Origin of the sequence: Buchnera aphidicola str. Sg (Schizaphis graminum) (assembly GCF_000007365.1) — a bacterium.
GTDB lineage: Bacteria > Pseudomonadota > Gammaproteobacteria > Enterobacterales > Enterobacteriaceae > Buchnera > Buchnera aphidicola.
Map to the genome: position 1 here is coordinate 65,030 of NC_004061.1, position 18,880 is coordinate 83,909.

15 protein-coding genes, 3 tRNA genes and 1 pseudogene are annotated in these 18,880 nt (G+C 23.6%); 10 read left to right on the forward strand and 9 right to left on the reverse strand.

From position 1 onward, the window contains the following. Positions 1-223: 223 nt before the first annotated feature. Positions 224-1,168, reverse strand: a complete 945-nt coding sequence (rfaE1, locus tag BUSG_RS00310) for a D-glycero-beta-D-manno-heptose-7-phosphate kinase (RefSeq protein ID WP_011053594.1) — start codon at positions 1,166-1,168, stop codon at positions 224-226. Between the two features lie 247 nt (positions 1,169-1,415). Here rfaE1 and BUSG_RS00315 point away from each other — a divergent pair, with 247 nt between their 5' ends. Then, complete coding sequence (locus BUSG_RS00315; protein ID WP_011053595.1) at positions 1,416-2,654, forward strand: tRNA CCA-pyrophosphorylase; 1,239 nt, start codon at positions 1,416-1,418, stop codon at positions 2,652-2,654. A 6-nt stretch (positions 2,655-2,660) separates the two neighbouring features. Here BUSG_RS00315 and BUSG_RS00320 read toward each other — a convergent pair whose 3' ends face one another. The 5 genes from BUSG_RS00320 to cysK form a co-directional block, all read right to left on the reverse strand. Continuing rightward, positions 2,661-3,455, reverse strand: a complete 795-nt coding sequence (locus BUSG_RS00320; RefSeq protein ID WP_011053596.1) for an undecaprenyl-diphosphate phosphatase — start codon at positions 3,453-3,455, stop codon at positions 2,661-2,663. Positions 3,456-3,517: 62 nt separating this feature from the next. Next, the gene (gene crr, locus BUSG_RS00325) at positions 3,518-4,021 is read right to left on the reverse strand and encodes a PTS glucose transporter subunit IIA (protein ID WP_011053597.1); all 504 of its coding nucleotides are present in this window, start codon (positions 4,019-4,021) and stop codon (positions 3,518-3,520) included. Between the two features lie 55 nt (positions 4,022-4,076). Continuing rightward, positions 4,077-5,789 (reverse strand): phosphoenolpyruvate-protein phosphotransferase PtsI, encoded by a 1,713-nt coding sequence (gene ptsI, locus BUSG_RS00330; RefSeq protein WP_011053598.1) that lies wholly within the window; start codon positions 5,787-5,789, stop codon positions 4,077-4,079. A 143-nt stretch (positions 5,790-5,932) separates the two neighbouring features. Beyond that, positions 5,933-6,190 carry an HPr family phosphocarrier protein gene (locus BUSG_RS00335; RefSeq protein ID WP_011053599.1) on the reverse strand — a complete coding sequence of 86 codons (258 nt, stop codon included), beginning with the start codon at positions 6,188-6,190 and terminating at the stop codon, positions 5,933-5,935. A 138-nt stretch (positions 6,191-6,328) separates the two neighbouring features. Continuing rightward, positions 6,329-7,297 (reverse strand): cysteine synthase A, encoded by a 969-nt coding sequence (cysK, locus tag BUSG_RS00340; protein ID WP_011053600.1) that lies wholly within the window; start codon positions 7,295-7,297, stop codon positions 6,329-6,331. A gap of 414 nt (positions 7,298-7,711) precedes the next feature. On the opposite strand from cysK, the pseudogene ligA reads away from it, so the two are divergent. Beyond that, positions 7,712-9,723: pseudogene (gene ligA / locus BUSG_RS00345) on the forward strand (NAD-dependent DNA ligase LigA). A gap of 13 nt (positions 9,724-9,736) precedes the next feature. On the opposite strand, the gene BUSG_RS00350 reads toward ligA, so the two are convergent. Both BUSG_RS00350 and BUSG_RS00355 read right to left on the reverse strand, forming a co-directional pair. Then, positions 9,737-9,809, reverse strand: a tRNA-Lys gene (locus BUSG_RS00350). A 10-nt stretch (positions 9,810-9,819) separates the two neighbouring features. After that, positions 9,820-9,895: transfer RNA gene (locus BUSG_RS00355), tRNA-Val, on the reverse strand. A 203-nt stretch (positions 9,896-10,098) separates the two neighbouring features. Between BUSG_RS00355 and gltX the strand changes: the two genes are divergently transcribed. Then, positions 10,099-11,523 carry a glutamate--tRNA ligase gene (gene gltX / locus BUSG_RS00360; protein WP_044006074.1) on the forward strand — a complete coding sequence of 475 codons (1,425 nt, stop codon included), beginning with the start codon at positions 10,099-10,101 and terminating at the stop codon, positions 11,521-11,523. Positions 11,524-11,763: 240 nt separating this feature from the next. Beyond that, positions 11,764-11,835 (forward strand) — tRNA-Ala (locus BUSG_RS00365). A gap of 207 nt (positions 11,836-12,042) precedes the next feature. On the opposite strand, the gene fliE is transcribed toward BUSG_RS00365, so the two are convergent. Continuing rightward, entirely contained in the window at positions 12,043-12,348 is a 306-nt protein-coding gene (gene fliE / locus BUSG_RS00370; RefSeq protein ID WP_011053602.1) for a flagellar hook-basal body complex protein FliE, read from the reverse strand. Positions 12,349-12,524: 176 nt separating this feature from the next. On the opposite strand from fliE, the gene fliF reads away from it, so the two are divergent. From fliF to BUSG_RS03115, 6 genes are read left to right on the forward strand one after another with little or no spacing between them, the layout of a single operon-like run. After that, positions 12,525-14,195, forward strand: coding sequence for a flagellar basal-body MS-ring/collar protein FliF (gene fliF / locus BUSG_RS00375; RefSeq protein ID WP_011053603.1), 1,671 nt, complete (start codon positions 12,525-12,527; stop codon positions 14,193-14,195). After that, on the forward strand, positions 14,192-15,187 hold the full coding sequence (gene fliG, locus BUSG_RS00380) for a flagellar motor switch protein FliG (protein WP_011053604.1): 996 nt from the start codon (positions 14,192-14,194) through the stop codon (positions 15,185-15,187). Before fliF ends, fliG begins: the two co-directional genes overlap by 4 nt. Further along, complete coding sequence (locus BUSG_RS00385; RefSeq protein WP_011053605.1) at positions 15,180-15,845, forward strand: flagellar assembly protein FliH; 666 nt, start codon at positions 15,180-15,182, stop codon at positions 15,843-15,845. The genes fliG and BUSG_RS00385 overlap by 8 nt, the downstream gene beginning before the upstream one ends. Continuing rightward, positions 15,806-17,206 (forward strand): FliI/YscN family ATPase, encoded by a 1,401-nt coding sequence (locus BUSG_RS00390; protein WP_108926808.1) that lies wholly within the window; start codon positions 15,806-15,808, stop codon positions 17,204-17,206. The genes BUSG_RS00385 and BUSG_RS00390 overlap by 40 nt, the downstream gene beginning before the upstream one ends. 34 nt (positions 17,207-17,240) lie before the next feature. Further along, a complete protein-coding gene (locus BUSG_RS00395; RefSeq protein ID WP_011053607.1) occupies positions 17,241-17,699 on the forward strand; it encodes a flagellar export protein FliJ in 459 nt (152 codons plus the stop codon). Beyond that, positions 17,692-18,837, forward strand: a complete 1,146-nt coding sequence (locus BUSG_RS03115) for a flagellar hook-length control protein FliK (protein ID WP_011053608.1) — start codon at positions 17,692-17,694, stop codon at positions 18,835-18,837. The genes BUSG_RS00395 and BUSG_RS03115 overlap by 8 nt, the downstream gene beginning before the upstream one ends. The last annotated feature ends 43 nt before the right edge of the window (positions 18,838-18,880 follow it).

An 18,880-nucleotide genomic window follows, 5' to 3' on the forward strand; every position in this document is an offset into this window, starting at 1 on the left:
TAATATTAAATTAAATATTGTAAATTATTTTATTATATATCGAATAAAATTTAAGAGCAATCTAGAAATGTATAGTTTTGATTATTGTATATCTTATTTTATACCTAAGTATTACAAATAATATTTAGATATAAAAGTATTTTAAAAATTTTTTAATTGTTCTTTAATATAAAAAAAATTTAATAAAATTTAATTAAATTTTATTAATTTAAAAAATATATTATTAAATGTTTAAGACTGTATTTAATTGATTGATTGTTAGTGTTTCAGTACCTATCTTTTGTATTACTATACTGGCTCCTACATTTGCGTAGAAGCAAGCTTCTTCTAACGAATATCCTGTAGCTAAAGAAGAAGCTATTATTGAAATTACAGTATCTCCTGCACCTGTTACGTCCGATGCTGTTTTAGATAAAGCTGGAAAATGTATAGGTTGTTTTTCAGGTTGAAATAAAGTCATACCATTTTTCGAACGAGTGACTAATAATGCCGATAGATTTAATTCAGATACTAATTTAATTCCTCGTTGTAATATTTGTTTTTCTTGATGACATTTACCTACTATTTGTTCAAATTCAGAAAGATTTGGTGTTAATAAAGTTGCACCGGAATATTTTTTAAAATCTAATCCCTTTGGATCTATAAGTATAGGAATAGACATTTTTTTTGCTAAAGTGATAATTTTTTTTACATTAACTAATGTGCCTTTTGCATAATCCGAAAGTACTAAAACTTTATAGTACGTTAATGAACTAATAATTTTTTCATATAATAAATTAAATTTTTTTGAAATATATTTTTCTTGAAAATCTAATCTAATTAATTGTTTTTTTTCTGATAAAATTCTAATTTTTGTGATTGTTTTATTTTTTTTTATACTGATTAAATCAGGATAAATTCTGGTATGATTAAGAAGTTTTTTTAATGTTAACCCTTCATAATCCATACCAATAAAACCAATAATTTTAGAATTTCCTCCAATTTCAGCGATATTTTTAGCAACGTTTGCTGCTCCACCTGGTTGTTTTTTTATTTTGTTAATTGATGCAATTGGTAGTGATTCTTCTAATACTACATAGTAATTTTTACTGTACCAGTAGCAATCTAATATAAGATCTCCAACAACAAGAACAAGTGCGTTTTTAAAATTAATTAATTTTTTTTTCATGAAATTCTCTTTAAATTATATGAAATTATTAATTTTTATTTTTAAAAATATATAGTGTCTTAAAAAAATGAGTATTTTTTTAATTATTTTACAAAATTCTAATCTTAAAAATTATTTAATTTTTTTTATATATTATATAAAAAATTATTACAAGATTTTATTTTATAAAATTATAAATAATTATTTAATATATTTTATTTTTTCTATTATAGAATAGAATTTTACTTTTTAGTATGAGAAAATTTTTATGAAAGTATATTTAGTAGGAGGGGCTGTTCGTGACAGTTTATTAAACTTACCTATTAAAGATAGAGATTGGGTAATAGTAGGAGGTACAAAGGAAATATTATTAAAAAAAAATTTTCAACAAGTAGGAAAAGATTTTCCTGTTTTTTTACATCCAGAAACACATGAAGAATATTCATTAGCAAGAAAAGAAAGAAAATCTGGTAGAGGATATACCGGTTTTCATACTGAATTTAGTTCTGATGTTACTCTAGAAGAAGACTTAATTAGACGTGATTTGACAATTAATGCTATTGCTCAAGATGAAAACGGTAATTATATTGATCCTTTTCAAGGTAGAAAAGATCTAAATCTTAGATTATTGCGTCATGTTTCAGAGTCTTTTACGGAAGATCCATTACGTATTTTACGTACAGCAAGGTTTGCAGCTAATTTGATGCATTTAGGTTTTCATATTGATAAAGATACTATGATTTTAATGTGTAAAATGGTAAAAAAAAATGAACTTTTATATTTAACTAAAAATAGAATTTGGAATGAAACTGAAAAAGCTTTTAAAACTCTAAATCCTCATGTTTATTTTCAAATTTTACATGCCTGTAAAGCATTAAATTTTATTTTTCCAGAAATTTTTTTTCTATATGAAAGAAGAACATTTTTTTCTATACTTTTTACAAATTTTTACAGTATTTCTTTTCTTTCAATAGGTTTATCTAAGATATCTACTTTAACTAAAGATGTTTCTATACGATTTTCTTATCTATGCCAATTTTTGTCTGAAAAAATTGATTTTTCTTCTACGAAAGAAAATTATGATGATGATTCTGCTAAACTTGTAAAGAAATTATGTAAGCGTTGTAACATTCCATCACACATTGAAGAATTAGCTGTTTTAAATACTGGTTTTTGTGTATTTTTGAGTTCAATTCATTATCAATCTTCTAGTAACATTATCAAGATGTTTTCAAAAATTGATGCTTGGCGTAAACCAGATCGAATTTATAAATTATCCTTTTTATGTGATTTTAATTTATTTTATCATCAAAATAAAATAGATAATTCTAAGTTAAAAACTGGTTTTTTAAAAAAATGTTTTTTTATTATTAAAGATATTTCTGTTAAAAAAATTTTAAATCAAGGTTTCAAAGGATATCAGATTAAAAATGAATTGAATAAATTAAGAGTTAACAAACTTAAATTTTGGCGTATGAAAAAAAAATGTTTTTTTTTTAAAGAGTAAATTTTTTTATATAAAATAAATTATTCCTGCGATGAGAAAGCGATAAATTCCAAAAAAAGTCAATGATACCTTATTAAGTATAGTAATAAATTTTTTTATGAGTAAAAAAGAAATAATAAACGATATAGTAAATCCACTAAATAAATATGGAATATTTAACATATTAACGTTTTGAATATTTTTTATTAAATCTAAAACTGATGCTCCTGCTATTAATGGAATTGAAATGATAAAAGAAAAATTTACTGCAACAGAACGTTTGAAACCTAACAATGTAGCAATTGCTATACTAGCTCCAGATCGTGAAAATCCTGGGTATAAACATAAAGTTTGAAAACATCCAATAATTAGTGATTGTACTAAATTTATCTCTTTAATAGAATTAGTTTTTGGTTTTTTTGGTTTAAATTTTTCAGCGATGATTAAAAAAAATCCACCTAATATTAATGCGTACATAACATTTGTAGGATTAAATAATGATTTAATTTTATTATAAAAAATTAATCCTAAAAACATTGTTGGCAAGATAGAAATAAGAACATGTATATTCTTTTTTTCATTACTTTCCTTTTGCATTGGTAACTGCAATATTTGTATTATTTTTTTATAAAAAAATAAAAAAACTGATATAGTAGAGCCAAGTTGAACAAATATTTCTAATATTTTAGTATCTTTATTTTTTATGTCTAACCAATCAATAAAAATAATCATATGTCCTGTAGATGAAACAGGAAAAAATTCTGTTATTCCTTGTATTATTCCTATAATAATAGGAATAACTATCTTATGAAAAAAAAACATTTTTACTTCTCACCTTGATGTTAAAACGGTACTAAATAATAGCACCGTTTTTATATTAAAAATCAATTATATAAAGACATAATAATTGTTTTTCCAGCAATAATTGTACCTGATGACTTTTCTATGTTTTTAAATTTTTCTATATTGGATATTACAACTGGGGTTAAGATAGAACGAGCTTTTTCTTTTAATAAATTTAAATCAAATAAGATTATAGTATCTCCTATTTTTACTTTTTGATTATCTTGTGCTATTTGTTTAAAACCTTCTCCCCTTAATTTTACTGTATCAATGCCAAAATGCACAAATAATTCTACTCCTTCTTCTGAAATAATTGAAAAAGCATGCATACTATTTAATATCTTTCCAATTGTACCGTTTATTGGTGCAAGGATTTTATTTCCTGTAGGATTAATAGCTATTCCATCACCTACAATTTTTTTAGAAAAAACAACATCTGGTACATCTTCAATATTGATTATATCACCTGATAAAGGTGCTAAAATATCTATTTTTTTTGAATATTTAGATTTTTTTTTATTAAAAAAACCAGAAAAGAAACTCATTTTTATCTCCTAAGTCCTTCTGTAAATTAAATTTTTTTTAAAATTTCATCTATCCTTAAATAATGAATTTATTTAATAAATCTAAAATTTCTTTTGTAGTTGCTGCTTTTAATACCTTTTTAGCTAATTCTTGAGATTTTGAAAAAGATGTTTTACGAATAATTTCTTTAATTTTAGGAATACTTGTTGAACTCATACTAAATTCATCTAAACCCATCCCTAACAAAAGTGTTGTAACGCGTTCATCTCCTGCTAATTCTCCGCACATACCTGTCCATTTTCCATGTAAATGTGATATATCAATAACTTGTTTAATTAGTTGTATAACAGAGGGACTTATAGGATTGTAAAGATGTGAAATTAAATCATTTCCTCTGTCTACTGCCAAGGTATATTGTGTTAAATCATTAGTACCAATACTAAAAAAATCAACTTCTTTTATTAGATGATCTGCTATTATCGCTGATGCAGGAGTTTCTATCATGATGCCAATTTTAATATTCTCATCGAATACCAAATGCTCTTTTTTTAACTGAATTTGCAATTTATGAACTTCAATTTTTAATGTTCTAATTTCTTCTACCGATATAATCATAGGAAATAAAATATAAATTTTACCAAATGCAGAAGCTCTAAGAATTGCTCTTAATTGTGCATGTAAAATTTCCTTACGATCCATTGAAATACGTATAGCTCTCCATCCTAGAAAAGGATTTTCTTCTTTTGGTAAATTCATGTACGGAAGATCTTTATCACCACCGATATCCATAGTTCTGATAATGACTGGTTTGTTTTCCATTGATTCTGCAATTTCTTTATATGCTTGAAATTGTTCGTTTTCAGTAGGAAGTGCATTTCTGCCCATAAATAAAAATTCTGTTCTATACAAACCTATACATTCTGCACCATTTTTTTTTGCTGAATAAATATCTTGAATATTGCCAATATTAGATCCAATTTTAATATTGTGTCCATCAGTAGTAGTTGCATATAAATTTCTTAATTTTTTTAAATTTTCTTTCTTAAAAAAATATTTTCTTTCAACTTGTTTTTTTTCATTTATTATTTGATCAGATGGATTGATAATAATTTCATTATTAAGAGAATCTAAAATAATGAAATCGTTGTTTTTTACCTTTTTAGTTATATTTACAGTACCTACAATAGCTGGTATTTCAAGTGATCTTGCCATAATGGATGTATGTGAAGTTGGACCGCCTAAATCTGTAATAAATCCTAAAATATATTTTAAATTGATTTGTGCTGTTTCTGAAGGAGTGAGATCTTTTGAAATTAAAATAACTTGATTTTTTATATTATTTAAATCAACAATACTAATATTAAGTATATTTTTTAGTAAACGAGAACCAATATCTCTTACATCAATTGCTCTGTTTTTTAAATATTCGTCTTTTATTTTTTCTAATGCTTTTGCTTGTCCTTCAATAATGAATTTTGTTGCTTCTGCAGCAGATATTTTTTTTTCTGTTATTAAGTTGATTATTTCTTTTTCCAGTTCTTCGTCTTCAAGAAGCATTATATGACCTTCGAAGATACCTTCTTTTTTCTTTCCAAATTTTTCGCCTGTTGCTATTTTTATTTCTGTTAGTTGTTTTACTGATTTTTTTCTACCGTTAAAAAACTTATTTATTTCTGTTTTTATATTTTCAGTAGAAATATTTTGCCGGTTAATGACAATTTCTTCTTTTTTTAATAAAAGTACATTGCCAAAAGCTATACCGGGTGATGCTAAAATGCCTGAAATCATAACATTACCTTAACCATAAAATTTGTTTAGAGAGGGAAAAAATAGAATGTCAGGCGAATATATTTTATTTATTATAAAATAAATCCGGAAGTAATGTAAAACCTCCGGTATTTTTTATAAAAAAAATTATTTTCAATTATAATTTATTCTAGTTCTGTCATTATTTTAGATAAATGTTCAACAGCTTTTTTTTCATCTTCACCTTCTGCTGACAATATAATAACGCTATCTTTCACTAAACCTAAAGTTTGAATTTTAAATAAGCTTTTTGCGTTAACAGATTTTCCATGGTAAATAATATGAATATCGGAGATAAAATTTTTTGCTTCCTTTACAAATTCAGCTGCAGGTCGAGTATGTAAACCATGTAATGCATTGATTTTAATTTCTTTTTGAAACATTTTTTTTCCTTATATAATATTAAGTTTATAGAATAATTGTTAATATATTTTAAAATAAATTTTAATTTAAAATATTAAAATACAACTTTTATAATAAAAATTAATTTATTTTTTTATTAAAAAAGTTGTATTATTTTTTTAATAATTGTTTTCATTTTTAAATGATCTAGAAAATAACTCTGTACTTAAATAACGCTCTCCTGAAGAAGGTAATATAACTACTATATTTTTATTTTTAAAATCATTTTCTTTTTGTATTTTTAAAGCCGCTGCTATAGCTGCACCTGAAGAAATTCCTGATAATATTCCTTCCTTTTTCATTATTTTTTTAGCATTAAATATTGCTTCTTCGCTGGATACTGTAATGATTCTGTCAATTAATGATAAATCTAAATTTTTAGGAATAAAACCTGCTCCTATTCCTTGTATTTTATGTAATCCTGGTTTTATTTTTTTTCCTGATAAAAATTGTGTAATTACAGGTGATTCTAAAGGTTCAACGGCAACGCTAATTAAGTCTTTTTTCCCTTCTTTTATTTTTATATATTTTGTAATTCCTGTAATAGTTCCTCCTGTACCTACGCCTGAAATTAATATGTCTATATTGCCTTTGGTGTCTTTCCAAATTTCTGGACCAGTGGTTTTTTGATGTATTTCTGGATTGGCTGGATTTTCAAATTGTTTTAATAAAAGATAACGTTTTGTATTTAAAGATACAATTTCATTTGCTTTAGATATAGCACCTTTCATACCGTGTTTTCCATTTGTTAGTATTAAATGTGCACCTAAAGATTTTAATAATTTTCTTCTTTCTATAGACATAGAATCAGGCATTATAAGAGTTAATGAATAATTTCTCGCCGCTGCAACATATGCTAAAGCTATTCCTGTATTACCACTAGTTGCTTCAATTATTTCTATGTTTTTATTTAAACGTCCCTTTTTTTCTGCGTCCCATATCATATTAGCACCAATTCTACATTTCACACTAAAACTTGGATTTCTAGATTCTATTTTTGCTAAAATGTTTCCGTTTCCTATATTGTTTAAACGAACAAGTGGTGTATTTCCAATAGTGAAAGAATTATCTTCATATATTTTATTCATTTTTTCTGAATTCCTTAATACTAATTTTTATTTTTATTTAAAATTTTTTAGTATGTTATTAAATGTTCTTTATTAGGATTTTTTAGATTTTTCATTATACTTTTTTTAATATTCATCAGAACAGTTTATTTATATAAAATATAAATAATTTAAAAAATTTAATTTTTTTTATTTTGTTTTAAATATTAATTTTTATAAAAATTAATTTAATATTTAAGAAATATTTTTGTTAAAATTTAAATATTTATTTAACGAAAATGTTCTTAATATTTTCAATTACTTAAGCAGTTGTGTATCAATGGTGATTTTTTATATTATGATAAAAAATTCTATAAAAAAATATTAATATTATTAATTTAAAAAATTTGTAATAATTAAATATTTATTTTTATTGATTAGACAACTAATATAATTATGAAATCAGTTAAAAAGAAAATTGATGAATTACGTGAAAAAATTTTGAAATACGATTATTTTTATCATAGTTTAGATCAACCTATTATTTCTGATGCAGAATATGATTATTTATTAAATCAATTGTATAGTTTAGAATTAAAAAATAAAGAATTTATTACTTCTGACTCTCCTACTCAAAGAGTAGGTTCAAACTTAATTGAAAAATTTAAAAAAGTAGTGCATTTTTCTCCTATGTTATCTTTAGAAAACACATTTGATATAAATGGATTTTTAGAATTTGAAAACAGAATTAAAAAAAATTTTGATAAAAGTCAATTGATAAATTTTTGTTGTGAATTAAAAATTGATGGTATAGCTGTTAGTTTAATTTACGAAAAAGGTATTTTAGTTCGTGCAGCAACTCGTGGAGATGGCTATATAGGAGAGAATATAACAGATAATATAAAGACTATAAAATCTATTCCATTAGAATTAAAAGGAACTTCTATACCTAGAAGATTAGAGGTTCGAGGTGAAGTTTTTATGTTAAAATCTGATTTTTTAGAATTAAATAAAACATTATTTCTTGATAAGAAAAAATGTTTTTCTAATCCTAGAAATGCAGCAGCAGGATCTTTACGTCAAATTAATCCTAAAGTAACTGCTAAAAGAAAGTTAATCTTTTTTTGTCATGGATACGGTTTTTTTGAAGGAATAGAATGTTTGAGAAGTCATTATCAAAGATTGATACATTTTTCAACATGGGGTCTTCCAATTAATCAAGAAATGCTAATTTGTAAAAATCACGTTGAAGTATTTAATTTTTATAAAAAAATTGAAGGAAAACGCTGTTTTTTTAACTTTGATATAGATGGGATTGTTATAAAAATAGATTCAGTTGAATTACAAAAAAAATTAGGTTCTAATAATAAATTCCCTAGATGGGCTATTGCATTTAAATTTCCTTCTAAAGAAAAAGTTACTAAATTACGTGATGTAAAATTTCAAGTTGGTAGAACAGGGATAATTACACCAGTAGCTTATTTTGATCCTGTTTGTATATCAGGAGTTACTATTAAAAAAGCTTCTTTATATAATAAAAATACGATTGAAAAATTAAATTTGCATATTGATGATTTTATTTCAATTTGTCGTTCTGGCGATGTGATACCTAAAATTGTAAGTGTAATTAAGAAAAAAGATTTTGAAAATCAAAAAAAAATAATTTTTCCCCTTTTTTGTCCAGTATGTAATTCACGTTTAATGGAAAATAAAGAAGATAAAATCATACGTTGTCATGCTGGCTTGACATGCAATGCTCAGAAAAAAAAAGCATTGCATCATTTTTTTTCAAAAAATGCATTAAATATACCTGGTTTAGGACCGAAAATTATAAATGAACTAATAAAAAAAAAATTGTTACGAATCCCTTAGACATTTTTTATCTTACAAAGTGTAATTTACAAAAATTAAGAAAAATAAAAGAAAAAAAAAGTTTAAATATTATTAATGCTATTTCAAAAATAAAAAAAACTACTTTAAAACGTTTAATTTTTGCTTTAGGGATTCCTTCTGTAGGTGAAGTAACGGCAAAAAAACTAGTTATCAATTTTCAAAAATTAGATAGAATAGTTAATGCAACAATGTTGGAATTAGAATCGATAAATGGTATAGGAAAGGAAGTTGCTAGTAATATATTTAATTATTTTGCAATTTTTTCAAATCGAGAATTAGTTAATCATATTTCTAAAAAAATAGATTTTTTCGAAAATAGTAAAAAAAATTTAAAAAATAAATTTTTTTTTAATAAAAGAGTTGTTTTGACGGGAAAATTTATTTCTTTTTCACGTAGTCAGTTGTCAGAAATATTAATTGAATTAGGTGCTAGGTTATCTAATAGTGTTTCTAAAAATACGGATTTTTTGATTTGCGGGAAAAAGATGGGTGATAATAAAATTTTGAGAGCAACTCTATTAAACGTTAAAATGATGAATGAGAAAGAGCTTAATTTATTAATTAAAATTAAATAGAGAAGTTTTTTTATGGGTCGTGCAGGATTTGAACCTGCGACCAATTGATTAAAAGTCAACTGCTCTACCGACTGAGCTAACGACCCTAATATTTTTTGGTAGGTGATGACGGACTCGAACCGCCGACTTCCTCCGTGTAAAGGAGGAGCTCTACCAACTGAGCTAATCACCTTTTAAATATTTTTATAGTGTTATTGTAAAGGTAAGAAAATTAGAGTCAATCTTTTTTTTTAAAAGAGTATTTGTTTGTTGTAAATTTAATCATTATGATTAAATAATTATCTATAATTTAATATTTATAAAATTAATCTATAGAATTTTAAAAAATGTAATATGAAGTATATGAATCAAATAAAATTTTTAGTTAAGGAACTTATGAAAGTAAAAACTCGTTTTGCACCTAGTCCTACTGGAAATTTACATATTGGTAGTATTCGTACGGCTTTGTATTCTTGGTTATTTGCACGTCACTATCATGGAAAATTCATTCTTCGTATCGAAGATACAGATTTTGAACGTTTTGATTCAAAATCCGTTGAATCTATTTTATATGGATTAAAATGGTTAGGATTAAATTGGGATGAAGGTCCTTATTTCCAGAGTAAAAGATTAGAAAGGTATAAAGAAGTTATTAAAATGATGTTAGAATCAGGTAATGCTTATAAATGTTTTTGTTCAGTAAAAGAATTAGAAGATGAGCGAATAAGACAAGTTTCTAAAGGAAAAAAACCACGATACAGTGGAATTTGTAGAAATTTACATTATAGAAATTATATTGCTAATGAAAATTATGTAGTACGATTTAAAAATCCGATTTCAGGTCAAGTAACATTCGAAGATAAAATTAGAGGTAAGATTACTTTTCAAAACGAAGAATTAGATGATCTTGTAATTCAACGTTCTAACGGAATTCCTACATATAATTTTTGCGTGGTGATAGATGATTTAGATATGAATATAACTCATGTTATTCGTGGTGAAGATCATATTAATAATACTCCTCGTCAAATAAATATTTTAAAATCCTTAAATGCTAAAATACCTATTTATGCTCATGTTTCAATGATTTTTAATGAAGATGGACATAAATTTTCTAAAAGACAAGATGCTTTGAACATTTTAGAATATTGTAAAGATGGTTTTTTACCAGAAGCTTTACTGAATTATGTAATACGTTTAGGTTGGTCTTGTGGTAATCAAGAGATTTTTAGTATTTCAGAAATGAAAGAATTATTTGATTTAAGAAAAATTAGTAAGTCTTCTAGTGCTGTAAGTATGAAAAAACTTTTTTGGTTAAATAAATATTACATTAATAATTTACCGTTAAGTTATATTTCGAATCTTTTAAAAGATCATATGAATCATGAAAAGATTAATTTAAAAAATGGACCTGATTTAGAATCTGTTTTGACTTTATTAAAAAATCGTCATCATACTTTAAAAGAAATTGCTCAATCTTCTAGATATTTTTATGAAGAATTTGCTAATTTTGATAAATCAGCAGCAGATGAATATTTAATTCCAGAAAATCATTTTATTTTAAAAAATTTATATAAGAATATAAAAAAAATATCTATTTGGAGTAATGAGACATTATCTTCATTGATTAAAAATGATTGCATTAAACTTAAAATTACATTAAGAAAAATAAGCATGTTATTACGTGTTGTATTAACAGGAAATATATTTTCGCCGAGTATAAGTTCTGTGATTTTTTTAATTGGAAAAGAGAAGACTTTATTAAGACTAAAAAAAGCAATTTTATTTATTGATAATAAAATTAAAAATATAAATAATTAGAAAAGAATAACTATTAATGAAAAAAATTAACAAATTGTTTTCACTTAAAGTCGTTTTAAAATTAATTAAAAGAAATTTGATAGATCTTTTTTAATAAGATTAAACTTAATTTTTCATGTCTTATATTTTCAATATTTTTAGTTTTATTGTAAAATGATATCTTGTTTGTTTTTTTTATTAGTAATTTTAGTAGAAAAATAAATTGACAGAATTAATGTGTTTTTATATTGTAATATTTTCGGGGCTATAGCTCAGAGGCAGAGTTCTTGCATGGCATGCAAGATGTCGGCGGTTCGATTCCGCCTAGCTCCAAAAAAAATGGATATGTATCTTTTAAAAAATGTTTTCTTTATTGATAGAGTATCTTTGACTACATTTTTTATATTAATTTAAAATAATTAAAATTTTGATAAAAATAATAACTTTATTAAGTTCTTTTACTGTAAAAAAATGTTCAAAAATTATAGATCTAAAATTCTGTGCTAAATAAAAAATAGAATTTAGCACAGTATTTTGAAATTAAATTTGTTGATTCATTATTTCTTTATAAGCTGAAATAATTCTATTTCTTACTTGAATAGCTAATTCAATAGAAATAGAAGATTTCTGTAAATTTATCATTATGTCATTTAAAGATATATCAGAATGATTTGATTGGAACTTTTCTATATTTTTTTTTGAATTGTTTTGAATATTGCTTATTTCTCCTAATGCTTTTTGAAAATGATTAATAAAATTATTAGATTTTTTATTTTTTTGTTTATTTGTATCTAAAAAATCAATGTTTGTATAAATATTTTGATCGTAAATATTATCAATAAACATATCTTCCTCTGATGTTTTTTGTTTTTCAATAAAATATTTTTAAAATAATATATTGTATCGAATATAAATTTTTTATATGTTTTTAATTTATCAGGAAATGTTTTTATTTCAAGTGAAATTTATTATTTGTGATTCAATTATATAGTTAGGATTAACTATTAGATTAGGAAGATGTTATGAATTTCAGTACTATAGAAGAATCCGTTTCAGAAGAGAAAAAAAAATTTAATAATTTTTTGTCTTATTTTTTTAAAAATTCACGTGTTTTAATTATTTTATTTGTATTAGCTGTAATTACTACTGTTTCAATTTCTATGTGGCGTAAATCTCCTGATTATCAAGTTTTATATAATAATTTATCTAATGAAGATGGAGAAATGATCATTGATCAATTAAATCAAATGCAAATACCCTATAAACTTTCTGAAGATTCTGGTCAATTGTTAGTTCCAAAAGATAAAGTTTATGAACTTCGTTTGCATTTTTCTGAAAATAATTCTCCTCATAGAGATATAGGTTATGAAATTTTAGATAAAGAAAGATTTGGAGTTAGTCAATTTGGTGAGCAAATTAATTATCAACGTGCTTTAGAAGGGGAATTAGCTCGTACTATAGAAAAAATTAATGTTGTAAAAAATGCTAAAATACACATAGCTTTTCCAAAAAATTCTTTATTTTTAGAAGATAAAAAAAAACCATCAGTTTCTGTTATTTTAAATTTAAAATCTAATCAAGGATTAGATCATAGTCAAGTTAATGCTATATTGCATTTAATTTCTAGTAGTATATGTGATTTATCTATAGAAAATATAACAATAATAGATCAGTTTGGAAAATTGTTAAATAATTCATCATTGGGTTTAAATCAAATTGATGATTTAAAACTCAGATATTCTGAAGAAGTTGAATCTCGTTATAGAAATAGAATTAAAAACATTTTAGAACCTTTATTGGGGTTTAATAATGTTTATGCTCAAGTTACTGCACAAATAAATTTTAATTCTCACGAAAAAACACAAGAAAAATATACACCTAATACAAATTATAAAAATCAAGCAATACGATCTCGTCAAAGTACTGTTAACGACAAGATAAATAATAGAAAAGAAGAAAATAAACCAGACGAACTTTTTCCCCAAACTAGTTTTTCTTCGAATAAGGATTTAAATAGTACAACATATAGTAATAAAAAAATTAAAAAATCTATTATACAAAACAATCAAGATAATAATATTTTACATTCTAATTCTGCTATTAGTCATGATGATACAATAAATTATGAGTTGAATCATAGTCTTTCTCACACTAAAATGAATATAGGAGAAATAAAAAGATTGTCAGCAGCAGTAATAGTTAATTTCGTTAAAGATAAAAATGGAAAATCAGTTCCTATAAATGTAGAACAGATCAAAAAGATTAAAAATTTAGTACGCGAAGCAATAGGTTATTCCAAAGTTAGAGGAGATAGCGTATATGTTGTTAATGAATCTTTTTTTCAAAAAAACAAAAATTCTCCTATTAAATTATTGAAAGATTCTAATCAATCTAATTTTTATAGTACTTTTTTAACTTTCACACCTTGGTTCATTTCTCTTTTCTTTCTTTTTTTTCTTGTAAAAAAATGTTTTTTTTCTTCTTCAAAAAACAATATTAATAATCAATCATATAAAAATAAAACTGAAGAAGATTTATTAGAAAAAGATACAAAAGCAGAAAATATTTCTGAATTAAAATTTTCAAAAACTTCGAATACAGATAAATTAATTCATCAAATTTGCAATATATCTAATCAAAATCCACGTATTATAGCGTCGATTATTCGTCAATGGATGAGTGATAAAAAATGACTTTAAATGGTACTGAGAAAAGTGCAATTTTATTGATGTCAATAGGAGCTGATCAAGCATCAGAAGTATTAAAACATTTAACTCCTTTTGAAGTTCAAGAATTAGTTGCTTCTATGGTTAATATTAATCAATTTTCTAATACAATATTAAATACAGTATTATCTGAATGCTATGATCTTTTTTCAAAAAAAAATAATTTAATTTGTAATAATGATGAAAACTATATTAGTGATGTGTTAACAAAAACTTTAGGAGAAAAACAAGGTCGTATTTTATTAAATGAAGTATTAGAAACTCGTAATGTCAAAATGTGTATTGAAACATTTAACCACATGGATCCAGAAAAATTTATTTCTTTGCTAGATCAAGAACATCCTCAAATTTTAACAACAATACTTATGTATTTAGACAAACGTCAATCATCAAAGGTTCTTTCAAGATTAAGTGAGAAAAAATGTACTGAAATTGTTTTAAGAATGGCAGAGTTTAATTGTATTAAAGAGTCGAATTTAATTGATTTAAAAAAAATAATTGAAAATTTGTTAAAAAGAAAAAAATTAATTTTTTCGGAAAAAAATGGCATAAAAACTGTCGCTGAAATTTTAAATTCTATGAAAATAGAAGATGAACAAAATATTTTAAAAAAAATTAATGTATTAAATAAAAACTTAACTCGTAAAATTATTAAAGAAATGTTTTTATTTGATAACATTGTCAATATAGAAGATAAATATATTCAATGTCTCATTTCAAACTTAGAAAAAGAAAAATTATGTATTGCACTTCAAGGTACTAGTGAAGTTATAAGAAATAAATTTTTCAAAAATATGAATGAGGAAGAAGCAAATAAATTATCTATTTATTTAGAAGAAAAATCTTATATTTCTGATATAGCTATAAAAAATGAACAAAAATTGATCTTAATAATGCTTAAAAATATTTTAGATAATGGTATTTTTTCATTAAAAAAATTAGGAAAATATTATGTCTAATATAGATGTAAAACAAAATTGGAAGAGATGGTATCCAGAAGAAATATTTTTAAAAAATTCAAAAAATAAAAAAAAATATTTTTGGAATTTATATAAATTAACACAACAAGATTTTTTTACTAATAATGAAAATAAAAAGAATTCTAATAAATTGAAAAAAACAGATGAATTAAAAGATTATCCTTCAAAGGAAGAAGCATATAATTTAGCTTTTAAATCTGGTATTGAAAAAAAAGAAGAAAAAAAAATCTTATTCAATGACAACTTAAATAAGTTATTATCAAATTTTGAAGCAGCTATTTCTTTATTTGATCAAATGTTATTTACGCGTTTACTAAAAACTATTTTAATTATTTCTTCTTATATAGTTGGAAAAAATATTAAAATGGATGAATTAATTTTATTAAAAAATGTAAAAAAAATTATTAATAATGATAGTTTTTTTTTGAAAAAAAAACAGTTAATTATTCATCCTAATAACAAAAAATTTTTAGAAAAAATAATAAAAAATTCTGTTTATAGCGATAAATGGGAATTATGTTATGATGTTAATATAGATATTAACGGTTGTAAAATTCGATCAGAAAATGGTGATATAGATAATACTATTGAGGCTAGATGGAAGGAACTATGTCGTCTTGTTTCAGAGGAATGTTAATGAAATTAAGATTTTCTGAATTATTAAATAATATTTCTTCTTTCGAAAAGAAAGTTAATAATCTTTCTGATATTTTTTCTTATGGTTGTCTTATTAGTGTTAATGGTTTACTTTTAGAAGTGATTGGGTTGACGGCACCAATTGGATCTCGATGTTATGTTGAAAGAATAATAGATGGTAAAATTTTAAATATCAGTGCTGAAGTAGTCGGTTTTAAAAAAGAAAAAACATTGTTATTTTCTCTTGAAGAAACATATGGTGTTTTCCCTGGTACCCGAGTGTTTTTAAAATGTTTTAAAAATACATATTCTATTACAGGAAAAATTCCATTATCAACAGAGCTATTGGGTAGAGTACTCGATAGTAAAGGTAGACCTTTAGACGGACGTTCTCAATTAAATCCCAAATTTTTTACCTTTTTAAAAAGTAATGTTGTTAATCCATTAAATAGAAAACCAATTACTGAAGTGTTAGATACTGGAATACGTGCTATAAATGCTCTTATAACTGTAGGAAGAGGTCAAAGAATAGGAATTTTTTCCAGTTCAGGTCTTGGAAAAAGTATTCTATTAGGTATGATGGCAAAATATACAAAAGCAGATGTAGTTATTATTGGTTTAATTGGAGAACGAGGGCGGGAAGTAAAAGATTTTATAGAAAATATACTGGGTTCAAATGGATTGTCTCGATCTGTAGTAATTGCTGCTCCTGCTGATGTTTCTCCTTTATTGCAAATAGAAGCTGCATCGTATGCTACAAGCATAGCTGAATATTTTCGTAAAAAAAATAAACATGTATTATTGATTATGGATTCCTTAACTCGTTATGCTATGGCACAAAGAGCTGTTTCATTATCGTTAGGAGAACTACCTGTCTCTAAGGGGTATCCATCTTCTGTTTTTTCGAAAATTCCTATTTTAGTAGAACGCACAGGAAATACAGATAATTATGGTTCTATTACCTCGTTTTATACAGTATTAACTGAAAGTGAAGAAGATCCGCAGGATCCAATTGCTCACATTTGTCGTTCTATATTAGACGGGCATATTGTATTATCTCGGCATTATGCTGAATTAGGGCATTATCCAGCAATTGATATTGAAAATTCTATTAGTCGCGTAATGCCTAATATTATTAGCAAAAAACAATATTCTCAAGCTTGTTATTTTAAAAAATTAATTGCTTCTTATCAAAGAAATAGAGATTTAATTAATATTGGTGCTTATTTAAAAGGAACTGATTCAACTTTAGATCATGCTATTAAGATATGGCCTATCTTAGAAAGATTTTTACAGCAGAAGCAATCAGAAAAAAGTAGTTATTTATCTTCTTGCGAAGAATTAAATCAAATATTTATTTAATTTTTTATTTTAGAACTTGATGGGATATTAGTTAATGAAATATAAAAAAAAAATATTCTCTATTTTAGAAAATTTAGAAAAAAAAAATATAGAAAAAGATATAATAAATATTAAAAATTTGTATCTTCAAAAAGAAAAATACGTTACACAATTAAGTTTGCTAAAGGATTATCAAAACGAATATCTGATAAAATTAAAAAGTAAAATAGAATTAGGAATATGTTTATATCAATGGAGAAATTATAATAATTTTATTTTTATATTATATTTTCTTATTAAAGATAATGAACAAAAAATTAAAAAAAATCAAAAAATTCTTGAAAAAAGTTTAAAACAATATTCTAAAAATCAAATAAAGTTAAAAACTTGGAATTATCTATATAAAAAATATAAAAAAAAGGAAATCAAAAAAATTTTATTGGTAGAAGAGATGATTTCTGATGAATTTTCTCAATTAAAAAATCTTGCAGAAGGCAGCTGTTATAATGTTTAAATATTCTGATAATATTGCTTTAGAAGGAAAATTATCAGATAATCAAAATAATAATTTAACTTCTTTAAATTTTTTTTCTAAATCTAATATTAATGCATTCAAAAAATTATTTATTAATAAAGGAATTGAGTTTGACAATGTTTCTACAAAAAAAAAGAAAGAGGAAGATAAGAATATACCCTCGATTAATTTTGTTATTACTAATTTAATAAATATTTTAAATAAAAAAGATACGATGTTAAAAGAAACGATGTTAAATCATATTGCCAAGAAAAACTATAAATGTAGAAATATCCAAAGAAAAAATAAAGACAAAAATTTTAAATTAAAAAAATATATAAAACTAGATATAGAAACTAAAAATGAAACAAAAAAAAATCAGAAATACAAAAAATTTATAGTTCATCCAATATTTAAAAAATCAATAGAAATTAAAAATCAATCAAATGAATTTAAACAAATTAATATATTTCATAATTTTAATGACAAATTTTTCTTTAGAAAAGATAGATATTCAAATATAAAATCTAATAAAAGTATTTTTTCTGATAATAAAATTTTAAGATGTTTTAGAAATTTTAGAAAAAATACACCTGATTTATTTTTTTTAAAAAATATAAATAAAATAAGCAATGTGACAACTTACGAAACGAATACTTTTAAGGATAACAATAATAAAAAACATCTTAAATGTGTAAATAGTTCATTAGAGCTTCTTAATTCAAAAAAAAATGATAAGTGGAAACAGGTAATTAACCATCAGATATTGCTTTCTATATCAAATAAAGAAAATAAAGCAGAAATATCCTTTACACCAGAATATCTCGGCTCTATACATATAAAAATCAAAATGAGAAATGATCAAGCAACATTGAATTTTATTTCTAATCATGATGAAGTCAAAGTTTTTTTAAAAAATTGTATCCCATTTTTAAAGAATTCGCTTATGAAAAATGGCATTCAATTAGAAAAAATCAATATTTATAATTCTTCTTTTTCAAAAAATCATATTTCTCAAAAAAATAAAAGAATCGTAAAAAATTATTTTTTTCACGGAAACGAATTTAAAAAAACGTTTAATTTTCAAGAAAACTATATGAAGTTAATACAATATAAATCAATTGATATGTATATTTAAATGAAATACATACTTAATCTTTTTAAGATAAAAATTTTGATTA